The following is a 19,433-nucleotide window of genomic DNA, read 5'->3' on the forward strand; positions in this document are numbered from 1 at the left end:
TCTCGATTATGGAAAAGGCGCGATGCCCGCAGCGAAAACAGGATCGGTCTCCCGCGTCAGCATGCCATCTTCGCCCGCGCATGGTCCTGCGTGCCGCGATGATAGACCCGGTCCTCCGCCAGCACCGCATCGGGCGCCAGATCGCTCGCCCCTTCCAGCGCGCGATAGATCGGCCCGAAGTCGACGTCCGAAGTCCTGCGCAAAAGATCCTCGAAACTGTCGATGACGAAATAGCTCTGCTGATAGTCGTCGATCCGGTATTCGGTCCGCATCAACCGCTCCAGATCGAATCCGATCCGGTTGGGCGAAGCATCGTCCAGCGCGAACACCGACTCGCCAAAGGATGAAACGATCCCCGCGCCATAGAGCCGCAGGTCGTCGCCCCGCCGCATCAGCCCGAACTCTACCGTGTACCAGTAAAGCCGCGCCAGATGATCGATCGCCCCCATATGGTCGGCCCGCAACCCGCCTTCGCCATAGGCCTGCATGTAATCGGCAAAGGCCGGATGGGTCAGCAAGGGCACATGGCCGAACACGTCATGAAAAATGTCCGGCTCCTGCAGATAGTCGATCTGCTCCGGCTTGCGGATGAACCGCCCCGCCACGAAGCGCCGATTGGCGAGATGCTCGAAGAACACCCGGTCCGGCACCAGCCCCGGCACCGCCACCACCTGCCAGTCGGTCCGCTTCATCAACCGCTCGGACAATTCGGCAAAGTCGGGAATCCCCGGCTTCGTCATCCGCAAAATATCCAGCCCATCCAGAAATTCCGGCACCACCCGCCCGGGCAGCATCGCCGCCTGCCGCTCGAACAGCCGGTCCCACATCGCATGCTCGTCGGGCGTATAGGCCGCCCAGTCCTGCGGAACTGTCCAGTCCGCAGCCGCGCCTTCGGGAAGTGTCAGTTCCGCATGTGCCATGGGAAGGCCTTATCGCACGCCAGACGGGAAAAGGGGTTTCAATTCCGCGCCAATTCCCCGATTTCCTGAAACAGGATCATCACATCACCCAAAAATCTGAAACAGCCTCATCCCAATATTCCCGGCAGGTCCAACCCCTTCTCCCGCGCGCAGGTCCGGGCGATCTCATAGCCCGCATCCGCATGCCGCATCACGCCGGTCGCCGGATCGTTCCACAACACCCGTTCCAATCGCCTGGCCGCCGCCTCGGTTCCATCCGCGACGATCACCATGCCCGCATGCTGCGAATAGCCCATGCCGACCCCGCCGCCATGATGCAGCGAAACCCATGTCGCCCCCGAAGCCACATTCAACATCGCATTCAACAAAGGCCAGTCGCTCACCGCATCCGACCCGTCCATCATCGCCTCCGTCTCCCGATTGGGCGAGGCCACCGACCCCGAATCCAGATGATCCCGCCCAATCACCACCGGCGCCTTCAACTCTCCCTTCGCCACCATCTCGTTAAAGGCCAACCCCAACCGATGCCGGTCCCCCAGTCCCACCCAGCAGATCCGCGCTGGCAGTCCCTGAAAGCGTATCCGCTCCCGCGCCATGTCCAGCCACCGATGCAGATGCGCGTCATCGGGCAGCAATTCCTTCACCTTGGCGTCGGTCCGGACAATATCCTCCGGATCGCCCGACAGCGCGGCCCAGCGAAACGGCCCAACCCCCCGGCAGAACAGGGGCCGGATATAGGCCGGCACGAACCCCGGAAAATCGAAGGCGTTTTCGACCCCCTCATCCTTCGCCATCTGGCGGATATTATTGCCATAATCGGTCGTCGGCACCCCCGCCGCCTGAAAGTCGAGCATCGCCCGCACATGCACCGCCATGCTCGCCTTCGCCGCCCTGGCCACCGCCTCAGGCTCGTGCTCCCGCCGCTCGATCCACTCCGCCACGGTCCACCCGATGGGCAGATAGCCGTTCACCGGATCATGCGCGCTGGTCTGGTCGGTCAGCAGATCGGGCCGCACCCCCCGCCGGAACAGTTCCGGCAAGACCTCCGCCGCATTGCCCAGCAACCCCACCGAAACCGGCTTCTTCTCCCGGCAACTCTCCCCGATGATCGCCAAGGCCTCGTCAATCGAGGAAGCCGCCACATCCAGATAGCCCGTCCGCAACCGCATCTCGATCCGGCTCGGCTGACACTCCACCGCGAGGCAGGAAGCCCCCGCCATCACCGCCGCCAGGGGCTGCGCGCCCCCCATGCCGCCCAGCCCGGCGGTCAGCAGCCACTTGCCCGAAAGGTCGCCCTGATAATGCTGCCGCCCCATCTCGACGAAAGTCTCATAGGTGCCCTGCACGATCCCCTGCGTGCCGATATAAATCCACGACCCCGCCGTCATCTGCCCGTACATGGCGAGGCCACGCCGATCGAGTTCGTTGAAATGCGCCCAATTCGCCCAATGCGGCACCAGATTGGAATTGGCGATCAACACCCGCGGCGCATCCGCATGCGTCCGGAACACCCCCACCGGCTTCCCCGACTGCACCAGCAGCGTCTGGTCCTCCTCCAGCCGCGTCAGCGTCTCGACGATCCGGTCATAACTCTCCCAATCCCGCGCCGCCCGCCCGATCCCGCCATAGACGACCAGCTCCTCCGGCCGCTCCGCCACATCGGGATGCAGATTGTTCATCAGCATCCGCAAAGGCGCCTCGGTCAACCAACTCCTGGCCCTGAGCGTGGTCCCGGTATCGGGCCGAACAACACGACTATTATCGATCCGAGTCATCGAACATCCTCACCATGGCGTTTCTGCTCCCCTCCCGCAGGCGGGAGGGGCCGGGGGTGGGTGCGAGCGCAGCGAGCTTCCGCTCCAGCCAATGCCCGCAGGCGTTGCGCCAGCCCACCCCCTACCCCCCTCCCGCCTGCGGGAGGGGGAATGAGCCACCCCCTTCCGCAAACCGCAAACACCCCCCCAAAACCTCCCGAAGCACCGCGATCGTCCCCGACGCCCGCCCGGCATCGAAAACCGGCGGCCACCCCGCGCCTTCATCCAGATAGCCCCGCATCGCCAATTCCATCTGGATCGCATGAATGCCCCGCTCCGGCGCCCCATAATGCCGCGTCGTCCACCCCCCCTTGAAGCGCCCGTCCACCACATGGCTCCACCCGCTGGCCGCGCAAACCGCCTCCACCGCGCCCGCCAGCACCGCCGAACAACTCACCCCATCGAAAGTCCCGATATTGAACAGCGGCAACTCCCCCTCGAACAGCCGGGGCACATGGCTGCGGATCGAATGCGCGTCATAGACAACCACCCGCCCATGCCGCGCCCGCAGCCGATCAATCTCCCCCGCCAGCGCTGCATGATAGGGATCGAACCACCGCTCCCGCCGCCGCGCGATCTCCGCCTCGTCCGGCCCATCCCCCGGATAAAGCGCCTCCCCATCGAAAGTCGTCGTCGGACATAATTCCGTCGTCGCCATCCCCGGATAAAGCGAAGCCCCCGAAGGATCGCGATTCACATCGACAACGCTGCGCGACACCCCGGTCCGCACCACGGTCGCGCCCAAATCCCCGGCAAAGCCGTAAAGCCGGTCCACCCACCAGTCCGCATCCCGCCGCGCCACTTCCGGCGAACGAAACGCGCCCTCCACATCCATCAGATCGGTCCCCGCATGCGGCAGGGCCACCACCAGCGGAGCCTCGCCCCGCTCGACCGTCAGCCAGTCCGTCACAGCACCCCCGGCAGGTCCAGCCCCGCCGCCTCCACGACAGCCCCGCCGCGCACGAGAAGATTGGCCGCCTCCATATCGGCATGGAAATGCCGGTCCTCCTCCAGATGCGGCACTTGCCCGCGCAGCCTCGCCCGCACCCGCTCCAGCGCCTGCGAAGACCGCAAGGGCGCATGAAAATCGCACCCCTGCGTCCCCGCCAGAAGCTCGATCCCGATCACGGCTTCCGCATTCGCCACCATCTCCGCCAGCCGCCGCGCCCCATGCGCCGCCATCGACACATGATCCTCCTGATTGGCCGAAGTCGGAATGCTGTCCACGCTCGCGGGAAAGGCCCGCTGCTTGTTTTCGGACACCAGGGCCGCCGCCGTCACCTGCGGAATCATGAAGCCCGAATTCAACCCCGGCCGGGGCGTCAAAAAGGCGGGCAGTCCCGACAGGGCCGGGTCGACCAGCATCGCGATCCGCCGCTCGGCGATCGAACCGATCTCGCACAGCGCCATGGCGATCATGTCCGCCGCAAAAGCCACCGGCTCCGCATGGAAATTCCCGCCCGAAAGCGCCTCGTCCGTCTCTGCGAAGATCAGGGGATTGTCCGAAACCCCATTGGCTTCCGTCTCCAGCATCGCCCCGGCTGAGCGCATCACGTCCAGCGCCGCCCCCATCACCTGCGGCTGGCAGCGCAGGCAATAGGGGTCCTGCACCCGTGGATCGTCCGCCCGATGCGAAGCGCGAATGGCTGACCCCGCCATCAGCGCCGCCAGAGCCTCTCCCACCGCCATCTGCCCCGCATGCCGCCGCAGCCGGTGAATGCGCGGATCGAACGGCGCGTCGGTCCCCTTGGCCGCCTCGGTCGAGAGCGCCCCCGTCACCAGCGCCGTCCGGAACAACCGGTCCGCCCCGAACAACCCGGCCAAGGCATTCGCCGTCGAAAACTGCGTCCCGTTGAGCAGCGCCAGCCCTTCTTTCGGCCCCAATTCCACCGGCCCCAACCCGGCCCGCGCCAATGCCTCAAGGGCAGGCACCCGCTCGCCCGAAACCCAGATCTCCCCAACCCCGATCATCGCGGCGGTCATATGCGCCAAGGGAGCCAGATCCCCGCTCGCCCCCACCGATCCCTGCGCAGGCACCACAGGAATCAGGCCCCGCGCCACCATCGCCTCCAGCAAAGCCACCGTCCCCGGCCGAACGCCCGAAGCGCCCTGCGCCAGACTCGCCAGCTTCAACGCCATCATCAACCGCACCACCGGCACGGGGGAGGGGGCGCCGGTCCCCGCCGCATGGCTCAGCACGATATTGCGCTGAAGCACCGCCAGATCGTCGTCGCCAATCCTGACGCTCGCCAGCTTCCCGAAGCCGGTATTGATGCCGTAGACCGGCTCATGCCGCGCCAATATCCGCTCGACCGCCGCCGCGCCCGCCGCGATGCGGGGCGCGCAGGCCGGGTCCAGCACCACCGCCGCGCCCTCGTAAATCGCCCGCCATTGCCCCAGCGAAACCGCGCCCGGAACCAGCTTCATCGTCCTCTCCACACACGCGTATGGAGCGGGTTATACCCCATGCGATACACCAGTTCCGCCGGCCGCTCGATGTCCCAGACGGCAAGGTCGCACCGCTTGCCGACCTCCAAAGTCCCGACCCGCTCCAGCATCCCCAGCGCCCGCGCTGCCTCCCGCGTCACCCCGGCCAGGCATTCCTCGACGGTCAGCCGGAACAGGGTCGCCCCCATGTTCATCGCCAGCAGCAGCGACGTCAGCGGCGCGGTCCCCGGATTGCAGTCGGTCGCGACCGCCATGGGCACGCCCGCCCGCCGCAAGGCCTCGACCGGCGGCGCCTGCGTGTCGCGCATGAAGTAAAAGGCCCCCGGCAAAAGCACCGCGACGGTCCCCGCCCGCGCCATGGCCGCCACCCCCGCCGCATCCAGATGCTCCAGATGATCGGCGGAAAGCGCCCCATGCCGCGCCGCCAGTTCCGCCCCCCGGCTGTTCGACAATTGCTCCGCATGCAATTTCACCGGCAGCCCCAGCCGCCCGGCCGCCTCGAACAGCCTTCCGATCTGCGCCGGGGAAAAGCCGATCCCCTCGCAAAACCCATCCACCGCGTCGGCCAGCGGCGCGATCTCCGGCAACATGCCGCAGACCAGATCGATATAGCCGTCCGCGTCGCCTGAAAATTCCGGCGGCAGGGCATGCGCGCCCAGAAAACTGGTCCTGATGGAAACGGCCCGCTCGCTCCCCAACCGCCGCGCCGCCCGCAGCATCTTGACCTCATTCTCAAGGTCCAGCCCATAGCCCGACTTCACCTCGACGGTCGTGACGCCTTCGGCGATCAACGCATCCAACCGGGGCAGGGCGCTTTCGACCAGCGCATCCTCGCTCGCCTCCCGCGTGGCCTGCATGGTGGACAAAATCCCACCCCCGGCCCGCGCTATCTCCTCATAGCTGGCCCCGGCCAGCCGCATCTCGAACTCCGCCGCCCGATCCCCGCCATGCACCAGATGCGTATGGCAATCGATCAGCCCCGGCGTGATCCACCGCCCTTCGCAATCGATCGTCTCGACCGCATCCGGCGCGCCGTCCGCACTGCCGACATAGCTGATCAAGCCATCCCGCACCCCCACCGCGCCGTCTTCGACGACACCCACCCCATCCCGCAAAGTCGCAAGACGCGCATGGGTCCAGATTCTGTCGCAGGCAGGCCGCATCGTCATTTCCACTGGCGCCGACTCAATAATGTATATACATAAATGGAGCAGATCACCATTGTCCAGAGCGCGCAAGGATTCAGGTTGGAAACGGAAACAGGGTGGAATCAGGACATTCCCCCTCCCGCAGGCGGGAGGGGGCTAGGGGGTGGGCTGGCGCGACATCAGCGTGAATTTTCAACGGCTAAGTCAGAAGCTCGCTACGCTCGCGCCCACCCCCAACCCCTCCCGTTTACGGGAGGGGAATGTCTTGGATTAGCCATCTCCGGCCAATCCCATGCCTTTGGAGAGGGGAAATCGAAATGGCGCTCTGGTTCGAACAGGCTCTCCTCCCCGAAGGCTGGCGTCCTTCCGTCCGCATGATTCTGAAAGGCCGGTTCATTGACCGGATCGTTCATGGAATTCCCCCCGAACCCGGCGACGAACGCCACGGCCCCGCCTTCGCCGGTCTCCCCAATGTCCACAGCCACGCCTTCCAGCGCGCCATGGCCGGCCTCACCGAAAGGGCAGGGGAGGGACAGGACAGCTTCTGGACCTGGCGCGAGGCGATGTACCGCTTCCTCGACCGCCTGAACCCCGAAGGCCTCCACGCCATCGCCGCCCTGGCCTATGCCGAAATGCTCGAAAGCGGCTTCACCAGCGTCGGGGAATTCCACTATCTCCACCACGACCCCAGCGGCGCGCCCTACGCCAACCCCGCCGCCATGGCCGAAGCCATCGCGCAGGCAGCCGGCGACACCGGCATCGCCCTCACCCTGCTCCCGGTCTTCTACGCCCACTCGAATTTCGGCGGCGTCCCCCCGACGGAAGGCCAACGCCGCTTCCTCCACACCCCCGACAGCTACGCCCGCCTGCTGGAAGCCCTGAAACCCCTGAACGCGACCCTGGGCGTCGCTCCCCACAGCCTGCGCGCCGTCACCCCGCAGGAACTCGCCGCCATCACCGCGCTGGCGCCGGACGGCCCCATCCACATCCACATCGCGGAACAGCGCGCGGAGGTCGAAGCCTGCCGCGCCTGGAGCAACCAGCGCCCGGTCGAATGGCTCATGAACCATGCGGAGGTCGACCAACGCTGGTGCCTGATCCACGCCACCCACATCGCCGACAGCGAACGGAACGCCATCGCGAAAAGCGCCGCCACCGTCGGCCTTTGCCCCATCACCGAAGCCAATCTGGGCGACGGCCTCTTCCCCGCCCGCGCTTTCCTTGCCCAGGGCGGCCGCATCGGCATAGGCTCAGACTCAAATATCCGGATCGATGCCGCCGCCGAACTCTGCCTGCTCGAATATGGCCAGCGCCTGACCCACCAGGCCCGCAACCTCCTCACCGCCCCAGGCCAGTCAACCGGCGCCAGCCTCTACCATCATGCCCGGAAAGGCGCCCAGGCGCTCGGCCATCCCCCCGCCACCCTCACGCCGGGCGCCCGCGCCGACATCGTCACCCTCCGCCCCGGCCAGCCCACCACCGCCGCCCGCTCCGGCGACCGCCTGCTCGACAGCTGGATCTTCGCCCGCGCCCAGATCGATAGCGTCTGGTGCGCCGGCGTCAGGCGCGTTACCGCAGGCCTCCACCATGCCCGCCCCGCCATAGAGGCGCGCTACACCCAACTTCTCAAGGCCCTGCTCGATTGACCCCGCTCCACCGCCGCATCCGCCGCGACATCGAAAGCCGCATCATGTCGGGCGAATGGCGCCCCGGCCACCGCATCCCGACGGAGGCGGAATGGATGGACGCCTATGGCTGCTCCCGCATGACGGTGAACAAGGCGCTGCGCGCGCTCGTGCAGTCGGGCCTGCTCGAAAGCCGAAAGCGCGCGGGCACCTTCGTCGCCGCGCCCCGCTTCCACCGTGCCGCGCTGGAAATCCCGGACATCCGCGCCGAAGTGGAAGGGCAGGGCCTCAGCTACCGCCTCGACCTCATCCGTCGCGAGCGCCGCCGGGCAAGCGCGGAAGACAAGGCGCTGCTGCGCGTGCCCGACGGCGATCTGCTCGCTCTGGAATGCCGCCACTTCGCCCAGGATTTGCCCTATGCGACGGAAACCCGCCTCATCAACCTCCGCGCCGTTCCCGAAGCGGCCGAGGTGGATTTCAGCGCCGAACCTCCGGGCTCCTGGCTGCTCGCCCATGTCCCCTGGACGGAGGCGGAACATCGCATCACCGCCCTCAACGCCGGTCCGGAGACGGCGGACGCCCTCGACGTCCCGCAAAACGCCGCCTGCCTGGCGCTGGAACGCTGGACCTGGCGCGGCGGGGAACGCATCACCTACGCCCGCCTGCTCTACCCCGGCGAACGCTACGCCCTCGTCGCCCATTTCAACGCCTGAACCCCGCTTCCGTCATTCCAGCCCCCACGGGCAGCTGCGATCAATCTTGGCCGCGAAACGCCCAGCGCATCGTTCCCGCCAGCGCAAAGGCCCCCGCCCGGACCAGCGGCCGCGCCAGGACCGGCATCGAAAAGCCATGCATCCGCCGCGCCCAACCCGGCAGCAGCGCCACCGCGGCCTGCATCATCATCGCCTGCGCCGGCATCAGCCCCAGCAAGGGCGCTGGCTGCCGCAGCACGATCCGCGCCACCTCCCGCGTCCGTTCCGTCGCTGCCAGCTCGCCGCGAAAACGCGCCATCAGCGCCACCGCCTCGGCCCGGCAGTCCGGCACCGGATCGGCCCCCAGGGCCCGCGCCACCAGCGCCGCCTCGGCAAAATAGCGGTCCTGCTCCGCCAGCGGCATGAACGGTTCGCCATAGGTCATCCATGCGTCGAGAAAGCTCGTCGCCTCGCAGACATGCACCCAGGCCAGCAGCCGGGGATCGCCCGCCGCATAGGCCGTCCCGTCCGCCAGCGTCCCGCGCACATGCTCATGCACCTGTCGCACCCGCGCGATCGCTTCTTCCGCCTCGGCCCGTTCGGCATAGGTGGTGACGGCAATGAACCGCGCCGTCCGCCGCAACCGCCCCAGCATGTCGTCACGGAACCGGCTGTGGTCCCAAATCCCGGCAAGGGCGGCCGGATGCAGCATCTGGAGCAGCAATGCACCGACCCCGCCGATCATCATGCCGGTGACGTCGCCATGCACCCGCCGGATCACCGACCCCGGCGGATAGAGCGCCCGGTCCGAAGCGACGACCGGCGCCTCTCCCCGGGCGCTGTCATGGAACACGCCCCGCACCTGGCGCACCAGCAACCGCCGCACCAGATGAGAAGGCCGTTCCACCAACACCCAATCCTTCCCATGCCTTCGGCGCAGGAAGGATCTGTCCTACCCGGCCGCCATCTGGGTCATGGACGCATAGTCGGTCTTCCCGGTTCCCAGCAGCGGCAGCGCATCCAGCACGCGGATGTCCCGGGGCAGGGCCAGCTCCGCCACCCCATGCGCCTTCCCCCAGGCCTGCAACGCGGCCGCCTTCGCATCCCGCGCGGTCGTGAACAGCACCAGTTGCTCCCCCTTGCGCGCATCGGGCCGCGTCACCACCGCATGGTCCGCATCCGGCCACACGGCAGAGGCATAGCCCTCCACGGCGGGCAGCGAGACCATCTCGCCGCCGATCTTCGCAAAGCGCTTCGCACGCCCCCGGATCGTCACAAAGCCCTGATCGTCGATGGTCACGATGTCGCCGGTATCGTGCCAGCCCCCTTCCGGCGGTTGCAGCACGCCCGGCGCATCGGCCTTCATATAGCCCGCCATGATGTTCGGCCCCCGGATCGAAAGCCGCCCGCCTTCCTCGATCCCCGGCACATCGTCCAGCCGCGCCTCTATCCCCGGCAACAGCCGCCCGACCGACCCGGCGCGGAAGTGCATCGGCGTGTTGACCGCGATCACCGGCCCCGCCTCGGTCGCGCCATAGCCCTCCAGGATGCGCAGCCCGAACTTCTCAGCATAGATTTTCCGCGTCTCGTCCCGCACCCGCTCCGCGCCCGCGAAGATGTAGCGCAGCGAGTAGAAGTCATAGCCATGCGCCATCCGCGCATAGCCCGACAGGAAGGTGTCGGTCCCGAACAGGATCGTCGCATTGGCGTCATAGGCGAGCGCCGGCACGATCCGATAATGCAGCGGGCTGGGATAGAGCAGCGTCCTCACCCCATGGAAGATCGGCAGCAACGTCCCGCCGGTCAGCCCGAAACTATGGAATACCGGCAGGGCGTTCAGCACCACGTCGGCCGAATTGAAGTCGATCCTCGCCGCTAATTGCCGGCAGTTGGACAGAAGGTTGCGATGCGTCAGCACCACGCCCTTGGGCAGCCCCTCCGACCCGCTGGTGAACAGGATCACCGCCGCATCGTCCGGCGAAACCTTGAGCCGCCCATGCGCCCGCCCGGCAAAGCGGCTGGCGACCAGCCCGCGCAGCTTCGCCCCGGTTCCAATGCCTGCCGCCACATCCTCCAGCCAGAGGAAGGCGATCCCCTCCGCCTCCAACCCCGCGACGACGTCGCCGAGCTTGCCCTGCTCGACAAAGGCCCGCGCCGACACCACCGTCCGAATGCCGGCCGCCGTGCACGCCGCCTTCAGGTTCGCCAGCCCGGCGGTGAAGTTCAGCATCGCCGGCACCCGCCCACCCGCCTGCAAGGCAAAGAAGGCCACCGCCACCCCGGCGACATTGGGCAGCAGCACGCCGACCGCCTCGCCCTGCCGCGTCGAACGCGCCATGACCCGCCCCAGCACCAGCGACCCCGTCACCAGCCGCCCATAGCTCAGCGGTTCGCGCTTCACATCCTCGACGATGGCCGACCCGCGCCCATGCACATGGCACGCCTCCAGCAGCGCCTCGAACAATGTCCTGTCCGTGTCCGACGTCGCGAACATCATCTGGCTCATCTCGTCATAGAGCCGCCGCCCCGCGATCGCGCGCCGTGCCCGCGCCGTCATCTCGCCCTCGATGGCGAAGCGGCGTGGCGGCAGGACGGTGAGCGTGATCCTGGGAAAGCGCCGCAGCCGGACCTTGCCCCTGAGCCGCGAGAAGGGCGTGAACTGCGCGCCGTCGATCCGGACCGGAATGATCGGCGCGTCGGCCTTGTCCGCGACCATGCCGGGGCCATCGAACACCTTCATCAAAGCGCCGGTGACGGTGATCCGCCCCTCCGGAAAGATCACCAGCGTCCGCCCCTCGCGCACCGCCTTCACCATCGCCTTGGCCGACAGCGGATTGGTGGGATCGACCGGAAAGGCGTCGAACAGCGACAGGAACGGTTTTACCCACCACGCCCTGGCAATCCGCGTATGCACCGCGAAGGTGGGCTTCCCCGGCAGGAAGGCCGCCAGCAGCAGGCCGTCCAGGAAGGACACATGGTTGACCACGACGACCGCCGGTTCGCCCACGCCGGGCATATTCCCGGCGCCCAGCACCTCCACCCGATAGCAGAGCCGCAACATCCCGCGCACGATCGCCTTGATCACCGTCTCCGGCAGCAGCCAGCAACTGATCAGCGCCACCGCCAGCGTGGCGAAGCCCATCACCCCGATCACGCCGGGCACGCTCTCGCCCCGCGCCAGCATCGCCGTCACCGCCGTGACGACCGCCACCGTGACCGCCGCGTTGACGATGTTGTTGGCCGCAATGGTGCGCGACCGTTCCTCGCGCGGGCTGTGCGTCTGGAGGATCGCGTAGAGCGGCACGATGAACATGCCGCCTGAAAAGGCGATGCCGAACAGATCGACCATGATCCGCCAGCTTCCCGGCGACCCGACGAATTCGGCTATGCCAGCGCCCGAATGCATCGGCGCATAGGAACCGGTCGACAGCCACAGGTCGATCATGAACCCGGCCAGCGCCAGCGCGGATACCGGCACGAAGCGCGCCGAAACCTGCCCGCCCAGCAGCCGGTTGACCAGCATCGACCCCAGCGCCACGCTGACCGAGAAGATCAGCAGGAAGAAGGTCGCGACCTCCTGCTTCGCCTTCAGCACCCCGCTCACCAGCGGCGCGAACTCCGCCAGCAATACCGCGCCCACGGCGAAGAACCAGCTTATCCCCAGGATCGACAGCCACACGCCGCGCCCATGCCGCGCCGCCTTCAATATATGCCAGGTGCTCCTGAAGATGTTCCGCTCGATCCGAAGGCCCGGCACCACGGTCGGCGCGGCCGGCACCGCCAGGCTGGCCAGGAAACCGAGCGTCGCCAGCCCCACCGCCACCAGTCCCGCTTCCCAGGGCGGGATCACCCCGGCCAGCAACTGCCCGCTCAATATCGCAAGGAAGGTGCCCGCCTCGATCAGGCCGGTGCCGCCCATGATCTCGTCTGCACGCAGATGCTGCGGCAGGATGGAAAATTTGACCGGCCCGAAGATGGTCGAATGCAGCCCCATCAGGAACAGGCAGGACAGCAGAACCGGCACCGATTCCAGCCAGAATCCAGTGACGGCGAGGGCCATGATGACGATCTCCGCCGCCTTCACCGCCCGCACCAGTTTCGCCTTGTCCCAGGCGTCGGCCAGTTGCCCGGCCAGCGCGGAAAAGAGGAAATAGGGCAGGATGAACAGGCCTGTGGCGATGGTCGCCAGCATCTCCGCCTTGTCGGGCTCGGCCCGATAGAGGCTGAAATTGGCGAGGAACAGCAGCGCGAACTTCAACAGATTGTCGTTGAACGCGCCCAGGAACTGCACCACGAACAAGGGCGCAAAACGGCGTTTACCTAGCAAAGACAGATCAGGTGCGGACATTTTCTTACCCCCGTCCTTCACGCATTATGCAGCAATAGTCGCGGAGTTGTTAACCGGCTCCCGCAACAGGCGATTATAGAGCCATCCGATGCCGATCAGGCTGAAGCCCAGGGCAAGGAAGGATGCGATCCGCAGCAACCCGGTCAGCCCGGACGCATCGAACAGGAACACCTTGGCCACGGCGAACAGCATCAGCAGCAGCGAAGCGATGCGCCAGTCCCTGGCGTTTTCGGCCTGCGCCTGCCCGCGGATGCCCCAGAGCAGGAAGCCGATGGCGAGCGCCAATGCGAGCACCGAACGGAGAATATCCTCCACCTGGCCCACTCCGCGCACGGTCAGCAGCGATCCGACGAAAAGCTGCCGCAGCAGCGCCACGCCGAACAGCGCGATCAAGGCCATCCGCACGCCATCCGCCATACGCCGTGACCAGCCATCCGCCACCTTCAGCGCCACGAAGGCAAGGGCCAGCACCACCGGCAGCAGATTGAGGAGGGGCCAACGCCCCACCGCCTGCGGGAACCAGAGCGGGTTGTGCAGCACCACCGAATAAACCAGCAAATGCCCCAATCCCGCCGCGATGAGGCATGTCCCGACCGCGCGCTCGACATTCTCCCCGGCTTTCCGCAACGGATGGAATCGGGCCAGCGCGATCCGGCCCCGCAACGCAACGAAACCCAGGCCCATCAGCACAGCCTCCCAAAGCGTGCGCTCCGCCAGGGCAAGGCGCGTCACCTCCGCCAGGCTCCCCAAAGCGAAAAGCTGCTTGAATGCGACATGCGCCGCCGCTCCGCCAAGCACCGCCGCGACACAGCAGCCGATCCGCCGCCCGACCGCATCCACGGCGGAACCGCCCCGCCACAGGGCAAGGCCCAGCGCCATCGCCGGCAAGGCGATCCGCCGCGCCACCTCGCCTATTCCGGGCAAGTCCCGCACCAGCACGGGTTCACCCACCAGCGACAGCAACACCCGGCCCAGCCAAATCCCCAGGGGCCAGGCGGCCCATAGCGCCACCAGCGCCAAGGCCACCCCCAGGGCGGGCGCCATTCGCCTGACGGCCAGCCGCCGCGCTCCTTCCGCCAGCATGGCCAGCCCCAGCGCGAGTCCCACCGGCACCCAGAGCGCCGGCACCGTCTGCGCCACGGCCCCATAGGCGAGCAGCACGGCCACGCCCTGCGCGACCATCCGCCCCTCGGCAAAGCGCGCCCGCCAGGCGAACAGCGCCGCCATTGCCGCTCCCGCCGCCCAACGCATCACCCCCTGCCAGCCCGGCTCATCCGCCGCCTCTCCCCACAGCCGGACGACATCGTCCGATCCGGCCAGAACCACCAGCGCGCCGAAGGCGAAGCCCCAGCCGCTCCATTCGACCCGCCGGTCCTCCGCCAGCGCCGCCAACCTCAGCAGCGCGGCTGCAACCGCAGCGATCACCATGGCCAGACTCCACTCCGGCAGCCCCAGCCCGCCGGCCACCACCAGCAGCAGCGCCGCGGCGCTCGCCAGCGTCACGAAGCGCGCATCCTCCCGCCGCGTCCCGCATCGCCAGCCCATCGCCATGGCCGCGCCCGGCAATCCGGCGGCCGCCAGCGCCAGCAGGGCGAATTCCCCGTCCAGCCCGACCCGCCAGCATTGCCCCAGCGCGACGGCAAATCCACCCAGCGCCAGTCCTGCGATCTGTCCCGCCTCGACCAGAGCGCCGCGCCAGACCCGCAGCAGGGCCGCGCCGCCATAAATCGCCACCATGCCCAGCATCACCAGGGCGAAGTGGCCCATTTCCGGCTGCGGCCACACCGCCGCCAGCAGCAGCGCGACACCGGCGCCGATCGCCGCCAGCGGCCGCAAGGCCGCGTCCCGCCCCAGCCACACCAGCATGAGCGACAGCAGCCCGAACAATCCCCATTGCAGCAGGCCGAAGCCGCCCGTCGCCACCAGCGCCGCCATCTGGCCCGCCGCCGCCACGGCCGCGCCCATGCGCAGCGGCGCGGCCCGCGTTCCGGAAAAGGCCAGGACCGGCAACGCCATTCCCAGCATCAGCACCAGCAACCCGACCGACAGCGACGATGCCCAATCCAGCGCGCCCATCGCCAGCATGACCACGCCCCAGCCGGCCCCGCCGACCAGCGCGCTCACCCCCAGCCACATCCAGCGCTGGGTGCGCGACAGCACGCAAAGCCCACCGACCGCCAGCGCGAGATAACAGCTCAGCAGGGGCACATTGGGCTGCCCCGCCTCGACCAGGGCGGGCGCCGCCAGACCGCCGACCAGCCCCAGCAGCGCACTCGGCGCGCCAAAGCGCAGCGACAGCGCCATGGCCAGCCCCGTCACGCCCGCAAGCCCCGCAAAGGCGATGCCCGGCCCGACCAGCCCATACAGCATGTGCGCCGCCAGGATCGCGGCATAGAGCGTCGCCAGCCCCGCACCCGCCAGCGCCTGCCGCACCCGCGCGTCGCGGACCCGATCCTCCAGCCGCAACGCCGCCTCGGCCCCGCCGATCAGCGCTCCGCCGAACAGCAGCCCCAGAACCACTCGCACCAGCGGCGCGAGCAGCCCTGCATCGATCGAATATTTGACCAGCAGCACGCCAGCCACGGCGAGCGTCACCCCGCCCGCCCAGATCGGAAGGCGGCGGCCGAACAGGTCCTCGAAGCTGAAGGAGGGGCGGGCCGGGCGCTCGGCTGCCATATCGATGCCTTCCGCCTTTTCCCCGTCATCCGGGGGAAAGGGGGCATCCATCTCCCGAACCTCATCCGAAGCGGACCGCGCAGGAGAGTGAGTCGCGCCTTCGCTGGATCGACGGTCGATCACGACCGCAGGCACGGGGTGCGGGGGAGCGGTGTCCATGGCAACCCGCCGCTCCACGACGCTTGCGGGCGCCGCCGTCTTCACCCCGGCATCGTCATCTCCATCCCCGCCGGCGTGCCGGTAGCGAGCGGGGAAGGGCGCGTCTCCAATCCCCCCTTCCAGCAGCGTCAACCTGTGCTCGGCCGCCTTCAACCGCCCGCGCATGTCGAACAGCATCACTCCGAAAACCAGCAGAACCAGCGTCACAAGCATGAGTCGAACCCCTGCAAACCCAGCCAATGGAGTCTCAGCTACCCAAAAATTACACACCGTTCAATAAAATAATTCGACAGCGTTCAATTGATCTTCTATCCGCTTGTCCATGGGCAGACGATCCGACCATAGCCGCGAACAACTGGAGGCGCTCATCCTGGAGGAAGGCCATCGCCACATGGCCGAGTCCGGTTTCGCCAAATTCTCCTCGCGGGAGGTGGCGAAGCGCATCGGCTATTCGGTGGGCACGCTCTACAATGTCTTCGGCAGCTATGACCGGCTGATCGTCGCCATCAACACGCGTACCTTCGACCTCTGGGCCGCCTTTCTGGAACAGCGTCTCGCCAGCCGGCCGCAGGACAGGATCGCCGCGCTGGTGGAGGGCTATTTCCGCTTCGCATCGGAAAACACGAACATCTGGATGGCGATCTACGACCATCGCCTGCCGCCCGGCGTTCCCATGCCGGATGATTATGCCCGCCAGCGCGCCGGCCTTACGGAGGTCGTCGTGCGCGAAGTCGCGGCTGTCCTGCCGCCGGATGCGAAGGACGTGGCACCGCGCCTTGCCCGCTCGCTGGTGGCGACGGTGCATGGCCATTGCACCTTCGCGCTCAACGGCAGCTTCGCCCTTTTGGGCGAGGCGGCCCCTCTCGAAATGGCCACCGCGCGGGTCAAGGAAAGCTTGAGGGCGGCAGGGGCGAAGCTTTAACATAGGCAGCAGGCTCGGCAGGCGGGGCAAGCCGGAGGCAAAGGGGACATATCATGGCAAACTGGTTCGACAGTCTGGAACGCGACCTGCAATCGCCCCTTGCCGTGCGGCGCCTAGGCAGCGGTTGGTTTTCCGGCTTCTTCGCGCTGTTGCTCAGCATCACCGGGCTCTGTCTGGTCATGGCGCTACGCTGGCCCGACTGGTTTTCGACGCCCGAACTGGCGGCGCTGCATGCATGGGGCGGGCTGCGTCCCATGATCCATGCGCTGCTGATCGGCGGCTATGCGCTGGCATTGCTCAGCCTGCTTTTGCGTACACGCAAAGCCATCGGCGCCACCGCGCTCATCGTCGCGCTGCTCGCCACCCTGCTGGGCGGAGCGGAAGTCCAGCCGCGTGAGACCCATGATTGGGGCGTGTTCTTCGGCGTCGATTTCTTCGCCGTCAACATGGTCGCCACCGGCCTGATGTTCGCCCCCATCGAGCGCCTCTTCCCACATAGGGCGCAGCAGCGCCTGTTCCGACAGGAATGGCGGGAGGACCTGTTCTATTATCTGATCAGCTCGATGATGGTGCAGCTCATCACTTTCCTCGCGCTGGCGCCGTCCAGCTTCATCAACGCCAACACCGCCGGCCTCGCAGGCATCCGCGCCATGATCGCTGGCCAGCCCTGGCCGCTCCAGTTCCTGGAAGTGGTGCTGCTGACCGATTTCGTCCAATATTGGTTCCATCGCGCCTTCCACCGCATCCCCTTCCTCTGGGGTTTCCATGCCGTGCACCATTCGGCCAGGTCCATGGATTGGCTCGCCGGCGCGCGCATGCATTTCTTCGAGATCATCGCCCTGCGCGGCGTGACATCGCTGCCGCTGCTCACCTTCGGCTTCTCGCCATCGGTGATGCAGGCCTATATCGGCTTCGTCTACATCTACTCCTCGCTGCTCCACGCCAATCTGCGCGGCGACTTCAACCGCCTGGGCGCGGTCGTCGCGACGCCGCGCTTCCACCACTGGCATCATGCGATAGAGGAGGTCGCGGTCGACAAGAATTTCGCGATCCACTTCCCTTTGCTGGACCGCCTGTTCGGCACCCACCATCTGCCCGACAGCGCATGGCCGACCGGCTATGGCGTGCCCGAACAGGTGCCCCAGGGCTATCGCGCGCAATTCCTCTATCCCTTCCGCCGAAAGCGCGACGCGGCCGCGTGAATCTGCTATGGTCTTCCGGCTGTCAGGGGAGTCGGACCATGGTCTACTGGATGCTCAAGGGCCGCGAATTCGCCAACTGCAACTGTGAATATGGCTGCAACTGCCAGTTCGGCGGCCTGCCCGACAAGGGGCATTGCCAGGCCGCCTTCGGCTTCGCCATCGATGAGGGGCGCCACGGCAGTACCGACCTGTCGGGCCTCAATATCGCCGCAGTCTTCCGCTGGCCCGGCCCGATCCATGAAGGGCAGGGGGAATGTGCCGCCTTCGTCGACGAACGGGCGACAGAAGCGCAGCGCAATGCCCTGCTGACGATCATGACTGGCGGCGACACCGCTCCGATGGCGACGGTCTTCGCCGTCTTCGCTTCCACCATCGCCACCATGCACGAACCCAGCTTCGTTCCTGTCGATTTTGAGGTCGACGTGGAAGGACGCAAGGGCCGCCTGCGCATCCCGGGCCATCTGGAAATGGACGGCGAACCGATCCGCAGCCCGGTGGACGGATCGGAAATCCGCGCCCAGATCCACTTGCCCGACGGCTTCGAATATGAAGTGGCGGAGGTCGGCTCCGGCGCCAGCCGCTCGATTGCGCCGATGCGGCTCGACCATGCGGCGAGCTACGGCCAGTTCGCCTATCTCCACCTCGACAGCCACGGCGTCGTCAGGGGCTGACGGTGGCCGCATTTGGCGCGGTGCTCGCCCGGCACCGCTTGATTTCGTTTGTCGCGCTCGCGGTGCTGATCCTTGTGGCCTGGGGCTGGCTGCTTTCGGGCGCGGGCATGGGCATGGCGCCGACCGCCTCCCTGCTTCCGGCCGGCCTGGCGGAAGACCCGATGCTGGCGATGATGATGCCCGGCGACATGCCATGGACAGCCGCGCAGTTCATCGTGACGTTCGCCATGTGGTGGGTGATGATGATCGCGATGATGCTCCCCTCCGCCGCGCCGATGGTCCTCCTCTACGCTCGCGCCGCACCCGCCTCCACGCGCCCCGCGACGGAGAGCTTCACCCTGGGCTATCTGCTGGTCTGGGGCTTTTTCTCCCTGACAGCCACGCTGGCGCAGTGGCGCTTGGCCACAATGGCGATGCTGTCCCCCATGGCGATGGCGACATCCAGCCGCCCGTTGGCGGCCGCGCTCCTGATCGGGGCGGGGGCCTATCAGATCAGCCCATGGAAGGACGCCTGCCTGCGCCAGTGCCGCAATCCCGCGCAATTCCTCAGCCGCCACTATCGGCCGGGATGGACCGGCGCTTTCCGCATGGGGATGATCCACGGCGCCTGGTGCGTCGGCTGCTGCTGGATGCTGATGACGCTGTTGTTCGTGGGCGGGACCATGAACCTGGCCTGGATCGCTTTGCTGACGTTGCTGGTGGGATTGGAGAAGCTGCTGCCTTGGGGCCGCATGGTCTCCGTGGCGGCGGGTATGGGCTGTATCCTGCTGGGATGGGCGATATTGACGGGCTGACGGTTTTCGGCCGG

14 protein-coding genes are annotated in these 19,433 nt (G+C 67.3%); 6 read left to right on the forward strand and 8 right to left on the reverse strand.

The features are described from left to right. Nucleotides 1–56: 56 nt before the first annotated feature. The 5 genes from phhA to hutI form a co-directional block, all read right to left on the reverse strand. Nucleotides 57–920: a phenylalanine 4-monooxygenase gene (phhA, locus tag LDB29_RS21495; protein WP_257557725.1), complete on the reverse strand. Its 864-nt coding sequence runs from the start codon at nucleotides 918–920 to the stop codon at nucleotides 57–59. Nucleotides 921–1,027: 107 nt separating this feature from the next. Beyond that, nucleotides 1,028–2,695 (reverse strand): urocanate hydratase, encoded by a 1,668-nt coding sequence (gene hutU / locus LDB29_RS21500; protein WP_257557727.1) that lies wholly within the window; start codon nucleotides 2,693–2,695, stop codon nucleotides 1,028–1,030. Nucleotides 2,696–2,816: 121 nt separating this feature from the next. Next, a complete protein-coding gene (gene hutG / locus LDB29_RS21505; RefSeq protein WP_257557729.1) occupies nucleotides 2,817–3,644 on the reverse strand; it encodes an N-formylglutamate deformylase in 828 nt (275 codons plus the stop codon). Then, nucleotides 3,641–5,161: a histidine ammonia-lyase gene (hutH, locus tag LDB29_RS21510; protein WP_257557731.1), complete on the reverse strand. Its 1,521-nt coding sequence runs from the start codon at nucleotides 5,159–5,161 to the stop codon at nucleotides 3,641–3,643. Before hutH ends, hutG begins: the two co-directional genes overlap by 4 nt. Continuing rightward, on the reverse strand, nucleotides 5,158–6,345 hold the full coding sequence (hutI, locus tag LDB29_RS21515; protein ID WP_257557733.1) for an imidazolonepropionase: 1,188 nt from the start codon (nucleotides 6,343–6,345) through the stop codon (nucleotides 5,158–5,160). Before hutI ends, hutH begins: the two co-directional genes overlap by 4 nt. A gap of 302 nt (nucleotides 6,346–6,647) precedes the next feature. Between hutI and LDB29_RS21520 the strand changes: the two genes are divergently transcribed. Continuing rightward, complete coding sequence (locus LDB29_RS21520; RefSeq protein WP_257557735.1) at nucleotides 6,648–7,976, forward strand: formimidoylglutamate deiminase; 1,329 nt, start codon at nucleotides 6,648–6,650, stop codon at nucleotides 7,974–7,976. Then, nucleotides 7,973–8,668, forward strand: coding sequence for a histidine utilization repressor (gene hutC / locus LDB29_RS21525; protein ID WP_044660992.1), 696 nt, complete (start codon nucleotides 7,973–7,975; stop codon nucleotides 8,666–8,668). Before LDB29_RS21520 ends, hutC begins: the two co-directional genes overlap by 4 nt. A 40-nt stretch (nucleotides 8,669–8,708) precedes the next feature. On the opposite strand, the gene LDB29_RS21530 is transcribed toward hutC, so the two are convergent. Genes LDB29_RS21530 through LDB29_RS21540 form a run of 3 tightly spaced genes read right to left on the reverse strand, consistent with a single transcriptional unit; the run spans nucleotide 8,709 to nucleotide 16,043 of the window. Then, on the reverse strand, nucleotides 8,709–9,554 hold the full coding sequence (locus LDB29_RS21530) for an oxygenase MpaB family protein (RefSeq protein WP_257557739.1): 846 nt from the start codon (nucleotides 9,552–9,554) through the stop codon (nucleotides 8,709–8,711). A gap of 45 nt (nucleotides 9,555–9,599) precedes the next feature. After that, nucleotides 9,600–12,995 carry an acyl-[ACP]--phospholipid O-acyltransferase gene (locus LDB29_RS21535; protein ID WP_257557741.1) on the reverse strand — a complete coding sequence of 1,132 codons (3,396 nt, stop codon included), beginning with the start codon at nucleotides 12,993–12,995 and terminating at the stop codon, nucleotides 9,600–9,602. Between the two features lie 24 nt (nucleotides 12,996–13,019). Beyond that, the gene (locus LDB29_RS21540) at nucleotides 13,020–16,043 is read right to left on the reverse strand and encodes a DUF2339 domain-containing protein (protein ID WP_257557743.1); all 3,024 of its coding nucleotides are present in this window, start codon (nucleotides 16,041–16,043) and stop codon (nucleotides 13,020–13,022) included. Between the two features lie 109 nt (nucleotides 16,044–16,152). On the opposite strand from LDB29_RS21540, the gene LDB29_RS21545 reads away from it, so the two are divergent. The 4 genes from LDB29_RS21545 to LDB29_RS21560 are packed head-to-tail and all read left to right on the forward strand — an operon-like array spanning nucleotide 16,153 to nucleotide 19,419. After that, nucleotides 16,153–16,752 (forward strand): TetR/AcrR family transcriptional regulator, encoded by a 600-nt coding sequence (locus tag LDB29_RS21545; protein WP_257557746.1) that lies wholly within the window; start codon nucleotides 16,153–16,155, stop codon nucleotides 16,750–16,752. Nucleotides 16,753–16,805: 53 nt separating this feature from the next. Further along, nucleotides 16,806–17,954: a sterol desaturase family protein gene (locus LDB29_RS21550; RefSeq protein WP_257557748.1), complete on the forward strand. Its 1,149-nt coding sequence runs from the start codon at nucleotides 16,806–16,808 to the stop codon at nucleotides 17,952–17,954. 38 nt (nucleotides 17,955–17,992) lie between these two features. Next, nucleotides 17,993–18,625, forward strand: coding sequence for a DUF1326 domain-containing protein (locus LDB29_RS21555; protein ID WP_025548464.1), 633 nt, complete (start codon nucleotides 17,993–17,995; stop codon nucleotides 18,623–18,625). A 2-nt stretch (nucleotides 18,626–18,627) separates the two neighbouring features. Further along, on the forward strand, nucleotides 18,628–19,419 hold the full coding sequence (locus LDB29_RS21560; protein ID WP_257557751.1) for a DUF2182 domain-containing protein: 792 nt from the start codon (nucleotides 18,628–18,630) through the stop codon (nucleotides 19,417–19,419). Nucleotides 19,420–19,433 lie beyond the last annotated feature (14 nt).

The organism is Sphingobium sp. CFD-2, assembly GCF_024611135.1.
GTDB classification, from domain to species: Bacteria; Pseudomonadota; Alphaproteobacteria; order Sphingomonadales; family Sphingomonadaceae; genus Sphingobium; species Sphingobium fuliginis.